Annotated in this window: 10 protein-coding genes; 5 read left to right on the top strand and 5 right to left on the bottom strand. The window is 68.4% G+C overall.

The annotated features are described in order from the left end of the window. Positions 1-2 precede the first annotated feature (2 nt). The 5 genes from J2T21_RS01010 (at position 3) to J2T21_RS01030 (ending at position 6,862) form a co-directional block, all read left to right on the top strand. The gene (locus J2T21_RS01010; RefSeq protein ID WP_307577560.1) at positions 3-2,537 is read left to right on the top strand and encodes an ABC transporter permease; all 2,535 of its coding nucleotides are present in this window, start codon (positions 3-5) and stop codon (positions 2,535-2,537) included. A 242-nt stretch (positions 2,538-2,779) separates the two neighbouring features. Continuing rightward, positions 2,780-4,780, top strand: coding sequence for a glycosyltransferase family 2 protein (locus J2T21_RS01015; RefSeq protein ID WP_307577562.1), 2,001 nt, complete (start codon positions 2,780-2,782; stop codon positions 4,778-4,780). Continuing rightward, positions 4,770-5,102, top strand: coding sequence for an STAS domain-containing protein (locus J2T21_RS01020; protein ID WP_307577563.1), 333 nt, complete (start codon positions 4,770-4,772; stop codon positions 5,100-5,102). Before J2T21_RS01015 ends, J2T21_RS01020 begins: the two co-directional genes overlap by 11 nt. Further along, complete coding sequence (locus tag J2T21_RS01025) at positions 5,095-5,526, top strand: ATP-binding protein (RefSeq protein ID WP_307577565.1); 432 nt, start codon at positions 5,095-5,097, stop codon at positions 5,524-5,526. Before J2T21_RS01020 ends, J2T21_RS01025 begins: the two co-directional genes overlap by 8 nt. Before the next feature lie 13 nt (positions 5,527-5,539). After that, on the top strand, positions 5,540-6,862 hold the full coding sequence (locus tag J2T21_RS01030) for a PP2C family protein-serine/threonine phosphatase (protein WP_307577567.1): 1,323 nt from the start codon (positions 5,540-5,542) through the stop codon (positions 6,860-6,862). On the opposite strand, the gene J2T21_RS01035 is transcribed toward J2T21_RS01030, so the two are convergent. From J2T21_RS01035 to J2T21_RS01055, 5 genes are read right to left on the bottom strand one after another with little or no spacing between them, the layout of a single operon-like run. Beyond that, complete coding sequence (locus tag J2T21_RS01035; RefSeq protein WP_071216047.1) at positions 6,859-7,452, bottom strand: methylated-DNA--[protein]-cysteine S-methyltransferase; 594 nt, start codon at positions 7,450-7,452, stop codon at positions 6,859-6,861. The genes J2T21_RS01030 and J2T21_RS01035 overlap by 4 nt on opposite strands. Then, the gene (locus J2T21_RS01040) at positions 7,449-7,928 is read right to left on the bottom strand and encodes an RNA polymerase sigma factor (protein WP_071216046.1); all 480 of its coding nucleotides are present in this window, start codon (positions 7,926-7,928) and stop codon (positions 7,449-7,451) included. Before J2T21_RS01040 ends, J2T21_RS01035 begins: the two co-directional genes overlap by 4 nt. A gap of 43 nt (positions 7,929-7,971) precedes the next feature. Continuing rightward, entirely contained in the window at positions 7,972-11,295 is a 3,324-nt protein-coding gene (locus tag J2T21_RS01045; protein ID WP_307577569.1) for an ATP-binding protein, read from the bottom strand. Then, complete coding sequence (locus tag J2T21_RS01050) at positions 11,292-11,951, bottom strand: DUF4194 domain-containing protein (RefSeq protein ID WP_307577571.1); 660 nt, start codon at positions 11,949-11,951, stop codon at positions 11,292-11,294. Before J2T21_RS01050 ends, J2T21_RS01045 begins: the two co-directional genes overlap by 4 nt. After that, positions 11,948-13,405 carry a DUF3375 domain-containing protein gene (locus tag J2T21_RS01055; protein ID WP_071216043.1) on the bottom strand — a complete coding sequence of 486 codons (1,458 nt, stop codon included), beginning with the start codon at positions 13,403-13,405 and terminating at the stop codon, positions 11,948-11,950. Before J2T21_RS01055 ends, J2T21_RS01050 begins: the two co-directional genes overlap by 4 nt. Positions 13,406-13,410: the final 5 nt, after the last annotated feature.

Consider the following 13,410-nt stretch of genomic DNA (forward strand, 5'->3'; position numbering starts at 1 on the left):
CCTTGCTGCAACTCGCACTGGCCAACCTCAAGACCTATTCGCGGCGCTTCATCGCCGTGACCCTTGCGGTCATGATCGGCACGGCCTTCCTGGCAGCCACCCTCATGGTCAACGCCTCGGCCACCGAAACCCTGAAAAACAGCATCGGTTCCTCCTACGCCAACGCGGACCTGGTCATCGGGCAGGACTACATGATGGACATGGCCGCGGGAGACGAGGACAAGCCCGAAACCCACGTCCTTGGCCCCACGGCCCTGAAAGCCATCGAATCCGTCGACGGCGTGGCGGCCGTCCACGGCTCCGCCAATATCGGGGTGGGCGTCAACGCCGGTGGCAGGGACTACTACGCCTCGGCCAACACCGCGGCAACCAACAAGAAGCTCAGCTCCACGGTGCTTGAAACCGGGGCGCTGCCCACCGGCAGCGAGCAGGTGGCGATCGATGCCACCTATGCCGGTGAATACAACATTTCCGTGGGGGATGTCCTCGAAATCGGCACCACCACCGCCGAGGGCAAGGAAATCAGCCGCCAGGTCAAGGTCTCGGGCATCACGGCGGCCTCGAACGACCCGATGACCGGCTCGGCCATGAACCTGACCATCGGCCAGTCCCTGCTCGATGCGCTCTCCGGCCCCGGGGAGACCAGCTACGGCAGCATCGTGGTGGCCGCCCGGGACGGGATCGACCTGCAAGGGCTCAAGGCCCCGATCACCTCCGCCCTCGAGGGAACCGGCCTGAAGTACTTCCAGGTCAACACCCCCGACGAGCAGATCGTCAAGGACATCGCCGCCTTCTCCGGCGGCAACGACCAGCTGACGATCGTGTTGCTGGTCTTTGCCCTGATCGCACTGGTGGTGACCGGGCTGGTGGTCATGAACACCTTCGCCGTGCTCATCGCCCAGCGCACCCGCGAGCTGGCATTGATGCGCACCCTGGGCGCGCTGCGGGCGCAGATCCGCTCCTCGGTGCTCATCGAGGCCCTGCTGGTCGGCCTGCTGGCCTCGGCCGCCGGCGTGCTGCTGGCCACCGGCATCATGGCAGCCCTGATCAAGGTCCTGGTCGCCACGGTGCCGGAGATGTCCATCGCGACCCTTGCCGTCAACCCGCAGGCCGTCATCGTGCCCATCGTGGCCGGAACCGCGATCACCCTGGTGGCCGCCTGGATGCCTGCCCGCAAGGCCATGCTGGTCTCCCCGCTGGCGGCACTGCGCCCGGCCGACGACGCCGCCGTGGGAAACAAGGCCGGCAAGGTGCGCATCGTGTTCGGTGCGCTGCTGGTGGCCGCCGGCGCCGCGGCGCTTGCCTACGGCGCAGCCGAAGGGGACATCCTCATCGCCTTCGGCGGCGGCGTGCTGTCCTTCCCGGGCGTGCTGATGCTCGGCTCGCTCTTCCTGCCCAAGACCGTCTCGGCGATCGGTGCCCTCACCTCCGGCGGAACCGTGCCCGGGAAGCTGGCCAGCCTCAACGCGGTCCGCAACCCCGGTCGCACCACCGCCACGGCCACAGCGCTGCTGATCGGCGTGACGCTCGTGTCAATGATGATGGTCGGCGCGCAGACGGCCAAGGCGTCCCTGGACGCTGCCCTGGGCAGCGAGTACCTGGTGGACGTCGAGGTCAACGACTACTCCGGCACCACCTTCCCCGCCGAATCCCTGGCCAAGGTCAAGGCCATGAACGGCGTCCAGGACCTGGCGGAACTCACCGCAGTGGGAAGTTCCAAGAGCGGCCAGGAACTCTTCGCCACCGACCCCGGGTCACTCAATTCCGTGCTCAACAACGGCAGCCAGGTCCCTGCCGCCGGCCAGGTCCTGGTCTCCTCCAACAACGAGGGCAAGACCATGGAGGCCACCGGCTTCGGCGGGAAGACCGGCACGCTGGAAATGCTCATCACCGAAAGCAACGCGCTGCAGCCGGCCGTTGGTTGGGACACCGCGACCTCCATGCTGGGAGTGACCAGGGAATCGGTGGCCAAGGACGCCAACGCCCGCACCGTGCTGTGGCTTAAGGTCGATGATTCGCTGGGCAATGCGGAGCTTCGCACGCTGCAGGCCGACATCGCCGATGAGTTGAACGTCGAGGAGTACGCCGTGGGCGGAGGTGTCATGGAAAAGCAGATGTTCAACACCGTCATCGACATGCTGCTGATGATCGTCTCGGGCCTGCTGGCCGTCGCGGTGCTGATCGCGCTGATCGGCGTGGCCAACACGCTGAGCCTCTCGGTGCTGGAACGCACCCGGGAGAACTCGCTGCTGCGCGCCCTGGGCCTGACCCGCGGGCAGCTCAAGAAGATGCTGGCCACCGAGGCCGTGCTCATCGGCGGGGTCGCGGCCCTGCTGGGCGTGCTGCTCGGATCGGCCTACGGCCTGCTCGGTGCCCAGTCGGTCATGGGTGCCTTCGGGGCCATGAGCGTGTCCATCCCGTGGCTGCAACTGGCCGGTGTCATCGCGGTGTCGGTGGTTGCGGCGCTTGCCGCTTCGATCGTCCCGGCTCGCCGGGCCGCGAAGCTGGCCCCGGTGCAGGGGCTGGCCAGCGAATAACACCGCAGTGAAACAGCGGGAAGGTCCTGCCCGATCCGGGCAGGGCCTTCCCGCTCTCCGGCCCCTGGGCCGGATGGTCCCTGCCGGCCAAGGCCCACCTGACCCGATTCCGGCATCTTCGTGCTGGTCAACCGTGATATGTTCGGCTTGTTCCCACGCCCGGGCCGTGTCCAAGCACTGCCGCCGGGTGCTGCGCGGTAGGTCCGTGCAGGTGGTCAAACGGAGCAGCTGGAAGGCTGGGCATGGCACGGTTTTGGACACGCCTGATGGTGGTACTCACGCTGATACTGGGCGTGAACTACATTGGTTGGCGCTGGGCGGCCTCGTTGAACTGGGACGCCTGGTGGATCGCGGTCCCCTTGATTGTCGCCGAGACCTACAGCCTGATTGACGTGCTCTTGTTCGGGATGACGGTGTGGCGCTTGAAGGAACGCACCGGGGCGCCGCCGGCGCGTCCGGACGCGACGGTGGATGTCTTCGTCACCACCTACAACGAGCCGCTGGAGATGGTCATGAACACGGCGCTGGCCGCCGCCCGCATCCGGCACCCGCACAGCACCTGGATCCTTGACGACGGGGACCGGCCGGAACTGCGGCAGCTGGCGGCCGAGCACGGGCTCGGGTATGTCACCCGGGGCGAGGACTGGGCCAACAAACCGCGGCATGCCAAGGCCGGGAACCTGAACAACGCGTTGATGGTCACCGCGGGCGAATTCCTGTTGATCCTGGATGCCGACCAGGTTCCGGAACCCGACATCCTCGAAAAGACCCTGGGGTATTTCAACAACCGGAAGGTCGCGTTGGTCCAGACCCCGCAATACTTCACCAATGTCCCCGGTGACGACCCGCTGGGCAGCCAGGCCCCGCTCTTCTACGGCCCCATCCAACAGGGCAAGGACGGCTGGAACGCCGCCTTCTTCTGCGGCTCCAACGCCGTGCTGCGCCGCGAGGCACTCATGGAACTCGGCCTGCTCGGCTATGTCCGGGAGACCGAAAAGAGCATTCGCCGGGCTCTGGCCGCTTCCAAGAAGGCAATCCGGCAGGGCCGGAAGGCTGCCGATGCCGACTCGCCGCTGGTCGGTGCGATGCTGGACGAGGTCGAGGCCGCCATCGCCCAAGCCGACAGCCAGCTGGCGGCCGGAAAGTCGCTGAGCGAACTCACCTACGAGGTCCAGCGCAAGGTGGGCGCCGCTGTCCGAACCCTGGTCCAGGCCGATGTGCACGCGCTGCAGGCGGACCTTCAGGAGATCGCTGCCATGGACCTGGCTGCCGTGGGCGACACCGGGGTGAAGGTGATCACCGACGAAGCAGTGCAACGGCTCTCGGCGCGGGAGTGGTCCCCGCTGGGCGCCATGGAATCGGTCCAGGCGGTACTGGATGCCCTGACGGTGGAGCGCGCCGGGGAGGCACAGCCGCTCATGCCGCTGGCCACGATCTCGGTCACCGAGGACATGGCCACGGCCATGCGGATGCACGCCCGCGGCTGGCAGAGCGTCTACCACCATGAGATCCTCGCCTACGGCCTGGCCCCCGAGGACATCGGCACCATGATGACCCAGCGCCTGCGCTGGGCCCAGGGGACCATGCAGGTGCTGCTGAGGGAAAACCCGCTGACCCAGCGTGGCCTGAAGTGGGGCCAGCGGCTGATGTACTTCTCCACCATGTGGAGCTACCTCAGCGGCTTTGCAGCCATCGTCTATTTCGCCGCCCCCGCCATCTATCTCCTGCTGGGCATCCTGCCGGTGTCCAGCCTCAGCGCTGACTTCTTCATCCGGTTCATTCCGTTCATGGTCGTGAACCAGGTGCTCTTTGCCGTCGCCGGGCGCGGCATCCCCACGTGGCGGGGCCAGCAATACAGCCTGGCCCTGTTCCCGACCTGGATCAAGGCCTGCACCACCGCGGCCCGGAACGTCTGGTTCGGACGCCCGCTGGGCTTCGCAGTCACCCCGAAGTCCCGGCAATCCGGCGGGCCGCGCTGGAGCCTGATCCGCCCGCAGCTTGCGGTTGCCGCGCTTCTGGTGGTTGCCGCCGTGGCCGGAACCGTGCGCCTTGCCACGGGTTTGGCCGAACCGGTCGGTACGCTGGTGAACGTTGCCTGGGTCGTCTTCGACCTGCTGGTGCTCAGCGTCCTGTTCAAGGCCGTGCGGTACCGCGGCCATGGCCCGGGCGCAAACCCGACAGATCCATGCAATTTGTCGCCGGATTTCCCGGTGGAAACGGAAAGGAATCTCGATGGAGCTTAGCCACCAGGCCAAGGGATCGTATACGGAGGTGCTGGCCTCCGGCCGGCTGAACATGGTCTCGGCACCCACCCTGCGGGCCTATGTCGGCGAGGTCGTTTCGAGTGGCTCGAGCCGCATCGTCGTGAACCTCGCCCAGACCAGTTTCATGGATTCCTCGGGGCTCGGCGCGCTGATCGGCTGCCTGAAGGCCGCCCGGCAGGCCGGCGGGGACCTGCGCATAGCCGCGGTGCAGCCGCAGGTGAAGATGGTGCTGGAACTGACCAGCATGGACCGGGTGCTGACCTCGTACTCCACGACCGAGGAAGCATTCGGCAATGACTGAGCTGATTGCCGCCCGCAGCTTCCGAGACCAGGCCGTCCCGGAGTCCATCGAGGCCGTCCACATCCTGCTCGACGAGCTATGGGCCGATGCACCCTTCGTCCCGGACATGGACCGCATGACCTTTGCCACCGCGGTGATCGAGGCCGCCTCGAACATCGTCCAACACGCGATGCCCGAGTACCCGACGCCCGTGGAGCTGGGGGTGGAGATCAGCGTGAGGACCCACAACCTGCGCGCGGAGATCAGCGCCTTCGGCGCCACCGATCCCCAGCTGGAGTCCGCGACCGGGTCCATGCCCGGTCCGGAGGCAGAGTCGGGGCGCGGCCTGGCGCTGATCCGGGCCCTGGTCAGCACCGTCACCTTTGTCCGGCAGGACGGCACCAACATCTGGGTCCTGTCCCGCGACTCGTCGCCGCACGTATGAGGCTGGTAGTTCCATGACATCTGGCCCCCCGCGCGTCCTGGCCGGACTCGACGACCTGTCCCCGTTCAGCAAGCAGCTGCCCTTCGTGGTGTTCTACCTTGCCGCCGCGGCCATGAGCGCCGTCATCCCGTCGCTTGTCGTCAGCAGCGTGCCGTCCCTGGTCGCCGGGCTCTGCGTGGTCGGCGCCGCGACGGTGCTGGCGATCGTCTTTCGCCCGCCGAAGCTGGCACGCTTCGGCACAATTGTCCTGGCGCTGGACGTCGTGGCCGTCGGCCTGCTGCGGCACGGCACCGGCGAAAGCCACTCCGTGTTTTCCTCGCTGCTGTTGCTGCCGGTGCTCTGGTTCGCGGCCCTGCAAGGACGGCGCTATGTGCTGTATGCGGTGTTCGGGGTCGCGTTGTCGACCAGCGTGCCGTTCCTGCTGGGCGCCCGCGTGGCGGACAACCCCAACGAACTGGCCCGCGGCCTGATCACCGCGGGAGTCTATGCCGTTGCCGCGCTGGTCATCAACCAGTTGGCGGCACGGGCGCGGCGGCACCTGGGTTCGGTCAGCAGGAAGGCGGCCAAGGCCTCCGAGGAGCTGGCCCGCGCCGCGCAGATCCAACGCTTCCTGCTGCCGAAGCAGTCGGCGATCCTGGAGGGCTACGAGACGGCCGGGGCCTGCATCCCCTCCAAGGCCGTCGGCGGGGACTTCTTCGACTGGTACGCGATCGACGGGGGCCTGGGGTTCACCCTGGGCGACGTCATGGGCAAGGGTGCCGGGGCGGGCATGATCGCCGCGACCACCCGTGCGGTGATTCGCAGCGCCCGCAACAGCGAGGACCCGGTGCGGGCGCTGATGCTGACCTCCGACTGCCTGGCCACCGAGCTGAGCGAAGCTGCGGCCTTCGCCACGCTTTTCCACGCCAGGCTCCGGGCCGAAGACGGCCGGGTGCTCTTTTCGGACGCCGGGCATGGCCTGAGCCTGCTGGTGCGCGCCGGCGGCACCTGGGAGCGGCTGGGGTCGGGCGAGATGCCCGTGGGGCTGATGCCCGATGCGACCTGGACGTCCCGGGAAATCACCCTCGCCCCGGGCGACATGATCGTGAGCTTCAGCGACGGGGTGCTGGACCTCTACGACGGAACCCTGGCCGCCATCGACGAGGTTGCGGCGCTGGCATTGAACGCCGACCGCGCCCAGGACATCGTGGACGCGGTCCACCAGATGGCCTCCGGCAACAGCAATCCCGACGATGTCACGGTCTTGGCCGTGCGGCGTTCCGGGTTGGACACGGCGGTTGCCCGGGATCCGGGCCTTGGAAACGGGCGCGCCCTGTCATCGGCATCCACCGCCTAGGACGACGGGCCGGCCAAGCGGTCATGCTCGAGGTCCAGCAGGACCTTCTTGGCCTCAAGGCCGCCGAGGTAGCCGCCCAGGGAACCGTCGCTGCGCAGTACCCGGTGGCAGGGAACCAGGATCGGCAGCGGGTTGGTGGCGCACGCGGTGCCCACCGCACGCACCGCCGCCGGGCGACCGGTCAGCGCAGCCATCTCCTTGTAGCTGACGGTGTGCCCGTAGCCGATCTTCGGCAGGGCCAGCTGCACTTCCAAGCGGTAGCCGCTGGACAGCCGGTGGTCGAGGGACAACTCGAAGCCCGTCCGCGAATGCGCGAAGTATTCGTCGAGCTGGGCCGCCGCCGCATCCAGTGGTGCGGCACGGTGCAGCACCCGCACCCCGACCTTCTCGGCCAGGGTGCCGAGCACCGCGTCGAAGTCCTCCGCGGTGAAGGCGACGCGCACGATCCCGCGCTCCGTCGCGGCCAGCATCAGCTGCCCCACCGGTGAGTCCACCAGCCGGTAGGAAACATCGATCAGCCCCTCGGCCGCGGCCCGTTCGGCCAGCTGGCTCCGCAGGACATCCATCTCGTGCATGGCAAGTTCGCTCATGATTCTTCCTCCGCTTCGTGGTGTTGGCTGCGCATGGCCTTGATGCCGTCCGCGGCGGCCCGGCGCAGCGATGCGGGATTGCCGCCCAGGAACGCCGGGATGTCCGCGTACGGGAACCCGAGCAGATAGTGGTAGCCGATGACCTTGCGTTGCAGCTCGCTCAGCGAGGCCAGCGAATCCAGCATTTCCAGCTGCCCCGTGAGCTCGGGGAGCACCGCGGATTCCGGGAGCTCGTCCATGGGGACGGGGTGGTTGGCGCGCAGGATGTCGATGGCCTTGTGCCGGGCGATGGTGATGAGCCACGCCTCGATATTGGCTCCGGCGGCCAGTGCCGGGTAGGCGCGCAGGGCCGCCAGGAACGTTTCGCTCCAGGCGTCCTGCGCATCGGGTCCCGGGCCCAGCAGGGCGGTGCACATGCGCAGCACCGAGGTGCCGTGCCTGCGCACCACCAGCTCGAAGGCGGGGTTCGTTGTCATCTCCACACCCTGTAAACGCCCCGGAGCACCATTGTGTGAGGTCCTATCGCAAGATGATGCTCGTGGCCACGGCCGGGGAGCGGCCCGAGGCCACGAATCCGGAGACGTTGGATTCGGGGTGCTTGATGATGTCGCACACCGATCCCAGGTGCCGGGACAGGTCGATCTTGTCCTCCGGGGCCGCGAGCAGCAGCTGGAAGCCGAATTCCTGCAGCGCGTTGATGCCGGCGGCCGCGTACTCGGAGTTCGCCTGGATGAAGGCCTCGTCGATCATCACGGTGCCGTAGGCGGTGAACCCGGCGGTGGCGAATCCCAGCTGGTAGGCCAGAGCCGCGCCCATGATGAAGGAGGTGAAGCGCTGGCCCTCGCCGCCCGAAAGCGTTCCGGGCTCCAGGCCGGTCTCGACCTCGCCGTTGGGCTTGTGCTCGTTGCAGCTGATGGTCACGTGCTGGCGCACGTCCAGCACGGTGTCGCGCCAGGCTGCGCGCGAGGAATCATCCAGCGCATCCACCAGGGCCTCGAGCGCCTTGTAGCTCTCGCTCAGCGTCCCGGCGCCGCGGGAGGAATACGCGCCGGCCAGCGCCTCCTTCAGCGCCTGGCGGAAGGCCCGCGCCTCGTCGGGGACCGTCGTGGCGACCTCGAGGGCCAGCCTGGACCCGTGCTCGAAGGTGACATCGGCCAGGATCTGGTTCAGCGGGGAGATGCGTTCGGCAATCGACCGGCGTTCCTCCTCCAGCAACTGCAACAGGTCCGAGAAGCGCTCGTAGGAGCGGTTGGAGAAGTATTCGCGGAACTCCTCCTCGTGCTGCGGCAGCCCCTGCTCGATGATGCCCTGGTGCAGGGCGACGTAGTGCTCAGCCGACTCCACCGAGGTGCCGTAGGAGGCTGCGGCGGAATTGCCGAACTCGCGGGCGAAGGCCTTGAAGGTGTCCTTCAGCGAGGCCTCGAGCGTGTAGGCCTCGCGCTTGAGCTCGGCCCCGGACTCGGACAGGGCCAGGGCCAGCGCGTTCAGCGATGCCTCCAGCTCGGTGGTGGACACCGCGGCCCCCTCGTCCAGGCGCTTGATGAGCGGGGCCAGCTGTTCGCTGGCGGCCAGCTTTTCGGCGGCCCAGGCCTCGGTGGTGGTCTCGCGCACCGATGCGGCGCGCAACGCGTTCTGCGCCCTGTCCAGGGCGGATGCGAGCGTGGTTGCCTCGGCGCGGGCCACCGCCAGGGTGCCCACGCATTCCTCGAGTTCGGCACGTGCCGCCTCCAGCGAGCGGCGCACATGCGACAGGTCCCCGGATTTGGACAGCGCCTCGGCCATGCGGGCCTCCAGGTCCTGCAGCGTGTTCAGCGCGCCGGAGGCGTCCAGGGAAGCGAAGGAGCGGTCGTCCCCGGCCAGGGAGCCGAGCAGGGCCAGCTTGGCGGCGAGCTGGTCCTTGGCCGCGGAGCGGTCATCGGCCACCGCGGCGGCGCGGGTGGTCTCCGCCTCGAGGGCGGCCAGCTTGGTTTCCAGCTCGGAGATCTTCTCCGCGTTGGTGAAGCCCAGCAGGTAGTCGGAGGCCGCCACGCCGCGGGTGTCGCGCTCGAAGGTGCCCGACCCGGTCTTGATGGTGCCGGCCAGGGAGATGGCCTTGTCGTGGATGTGCAGGCCGGCATCGGATTCGACGCAGGCCAGCGGGTAGTCGGCGGCGATCTTCGCGCGCAGCCAGATGCCTGCCTCCGAGTGCTTGAAGTCGAGCTTGCCCACCAGGTCCCCGGGGCCGGAGACGACCTCGCGCGGGGTCTTGGAGATGTCCATCCAGCGGATCCGGCCCAACCCGGAGAGCGAGTCGATGGCCCGGGTGACCGACTTGATGTCCTCGCCCTTCACCAGCAGCGTGGTGGCCAGGGAGCGCAGCGCCTTTTCGGCGGAGGGACGCCACTGGCCGTGGGAGGGGGACAGATCGATCAGTTCCCCGGCGAAGGGCAGGTCCTCGAGGTCCAGGTTGGTGGACGCGGCGATGGCGCGGCGGGCGGCGATCGACCGGTCGTCGATGTTGGAGCCCCGCTTGGCGTAGGAGTCGATCTGGAGCCGCAGCTTCTTGGCGCGGTCCCTCAGGTTCATGACCGAGGCCATGGCCTCGTACTCCATGGTGCGCGCGTCCTTGGCGATGGAGGCCAGATTCTCGGCGCTGACCGCGGCCTGCCGGCGCATGGCCTGCAGCCCGGAGGCGGTGAAGGTGAAGTTCAGCCCCACGGCCTCGAAGTTTTCGCGCAGCGTGGACAGCACGGCCTCGCGGTCGGCCAGGTTCCTGCGGGCGGCCTGCGCTTCGCGCTCCAGCAGTGCCAGCCCGGCGCCGCCTCCGGCCTCGTGCTGCTCGTTCAGCGAGGAGACCTTGGCCTCCAGCGTCTCCTTGCGGGCGGCGCTCTCCTCGATCAGCGCGGAGTTGGCCTCGACCGCCGCGGTGAGGGTTCCGGTCTCGCCCTGCAGGGCGCGGGTCGCCAGTTGCGCCCCGTAGGCCGGCAATTGCGTGGAAACCAGGGCGTTGAGCGTGGCCAGCTCGGCGTTCAGCTCGTCGTGCCGCAGCTTCTGCTCGGGCACCGAGGCCAGGGCGTCGCGCTGGGCGCGGGCCTCCTCGAGCTGGCGGTGGATGCCGCGCAGGTGGGAGAAGTCCTCGATGGCCCCGGCGGCGGCCTTGATGGTCGCGGGGATTTCCAGCACCTCGTAGCGGAAGAACTGGTTCACGCCCTTGTCCAGTCCCTTGCCGTTCTGCAGCGTGCGCAGCAGCGAGAACGCCTTGTCGTTGTCGATGCCCAGGCGGCGGCGGAACTTCTCGGCGAAGGCGCGGTGCACGTCGAAGGCCTCGAAGCCGGGCAGCGACTTCTGCAGCGAGGACGGGGTGAAGCGCCGTGCCCCGTGCTCCTCCAGCGCCGCGGTGTCCAGCACCCGGTCGCCCATCACGTAGTGCTTGCCGACCTGGCCCTCGAGGCCGTTGGCGGGCAGGTCGAAGATCGCGCCGATGCACACGTTCGAGCCCAGTCCGTCCTCGTACACCAGGGCCAGGGCGCTCCAGGTGGCGCCGGGGCGCTGGTACAGGGTCCCGGCCTCGGTCTTGAAGCGGCGCCCGCGCATGTACGAGTAGGTGGTGCGGCGGTCCTTGCGGGTTGAGGCCTCGTGCGCGGATTCGTTGAGCCGCGGGGCGGCATGGAAGATGTGCCCGATGCCGTCGAACAGGGTCGACTTGCCCACGCCGGGGTGCCCGGTGAGCAGCGTTCCGGCGCGGTCCACGTACAGGGTGTGCCGGCCGTGGAAGGTGCCCCAGTTGATGACCTGGATCTGGGTGAGTCGGTGCTGTCCGGGGTTCAACGCATCGGAGAGCGGGAGGGTCATTTCAATGCTCATGGCTCTTCTGTCTCCAGCTCGAATTCGTCGGTGTCATCGGTGCCCACGCGCTCGATGGCCTTGATGTAGTCGGGGATTTCCTCGATCGCGGCAAAGGGCAAGGCCAGGGCCAGCGCACCGGAGACCTTGTACTCGTCGGCCAGCTCGGTGGGCAGGATGAGCTTGAGGTTCAGCAGCCGGGTCAGGGCCGCATCGGTGTTCTCCTCGAGTTTCTTGTCATCGGTGTCCCCGGGCACACGGTGCTCGAGCAGGATTTCGCGGGCGGCCGCGCGGGTGATCACGGCGTCGGTCCCGGATCCCGCGTGGCGTTCCAGCAGCAGGCGCAGGCGCAGGGCCAGCAGCGTTTCCTCGCGCTTCAGGGCCCGGCGCGGGGCGATCGCGGTGGTGTGCGCGGCCTCCAGGTCCACCGGGGCCAGCAGCGCGATCTTGCGGTTGGCATCGACCTCGAGCACCAGGAAGATCTCCGCGACGTAGGCTGCGATGTCGGCCCGCCGGTCCAGCAGCAGCTGCCAGAGCCGCGGGTCGGCGACCCCGTCCAGGTAGGGACCGCGCAGCAGGCGCACCAGCAGCTGGCGCAGCGGCAGTTCGAAGGAACCCGTGTCGCCGGTGAAGAGGCGGCGTTCATCGACGGCGCCGGATGGAAGTGTGCTGCTCATGCGGGATCCTTCGTAAAGCTCATGGACGGCACCAACGCGGTGCGTGTGGCGCCGTTGACCTGGATGAAGCTGATTTCCTCGAGGGAGGATTCGTCGATCGAATCCCCGCCGTTGCGAGCCGTCTCGATCAGGTACCTGATGGTGTTCAGGTGCCGGTGTTCCGCGGACAGCGTCTCGTACGTGTCCCGCAACCCCACGGAACCGCCGGCCTTGGCCCGGGAGGAAGCAATCGCCTGGTGCAGCGCCGGGATGTCCGGGGCGGGGGTGGAGGGGGTGCGGCGGATGTCGGCGACCGAGAGCGGCGGCGGGGCAGCCAGCTTGGGCGGGGCGACATGTTCGTCCGGGTCGTAGATGCCCAGCGCGGCAATGGAGGTGAAGCGCGGGGCATAGAGCCGGATCGGGGCCACCGGCGTGCGCGAGTGCAGCACGCGGGAGGAGGACACCGCGATCTCCGCGGCCCGCACGGCCTCGCGCAGGATCGCCGCCTCCTTGAACTCGGCCGATTGCACGTAGGCGTGCAAGGACTCGGAGAGCCGGCCGTAGGACTGGTGGACCTCGGAGGCCTGGCGGCGCAGCTCGCGCAGCATGTTGGCCAGGGTGTGGCGTTCCTGCGCGTCCAGCGCGTCGACGAAGTCGCGTTCGAGCACCTCGTTGACGGCCTCGCGGAAGCGCGCCTGCGCCTCGGGGGAGTTCAGGAACTCGGTGAAGCCGCGGAAGGTTTCGCCCTGCGGGGTGCTGCGCAGCTGCTTGTCGCCCTCGAGCACCGCGCCGACCGCGACGCCTTTCACGGAGGAGGATTCCATGATTTCCCCGCGCAGCGCGTGGAGCATCTCCTGGACCCCGTCGCGCATGCGCTTGAAATCGGCCGGCAGCCCGGAAGCCATGTCGAGCACCGAGCGGGTCGCGGCCAGTGCGCCCTCCCGGGGCAGCACCGCCGGGGTGGTGCCGTCGCGCAGCGAGGCGATCTTCTCCTGGCGCTGCGCGATCTCCGCCTCCAGCGCGCGGATGCGCGCGGCCGGGTCCGGGTCGGTCTCGTGGGCCAGGGATTCGAGGGACGTGAGCAGGGTGTTCAACCGGGAGGAGTTCAGGTTGGTGCGGTCCCCGGAGAAGTCCGAGAGGAACTTCAGCACGCGGGCGGTCTGCGCTGTCGGTTCGTAGACGAAGTGCCCGTCGACCAGCGGGCGGGCCAGGAACTGGTTGCGCACCCAGGCATCGGCGTATTGGGCGGCGGTCATCGAGTCGTTGAAGGCCGGGTCCTCGGAACGCACGACCTTGAGGAAGGATTCGAGGGAGGCATGGAAGACCTCCAGCCCGACGCGGGGCTTGGCGCTGGTGAATTCGGCGCGCAGGAAAGCCACGGCCCAGGGTGCGGTGGAGAGCAATTTCCAGGCGGCGGACGACCTGAATTGTTGCGTCTGACTCCACAGCGGGCTCGCCTGGTGGGTAGGTCGCATCACGG

This window comes from Paeniglutamicibacter psychrophenolicus, from assembly GCF_030812255.1.
GTDB lineage: Bacteria > Actinomycetota > Actinomycetes > Actinomycetales > Micrococcaceae > Paeniglutamicibacter > Paeniglutamicibacter psychrophenolicus_A.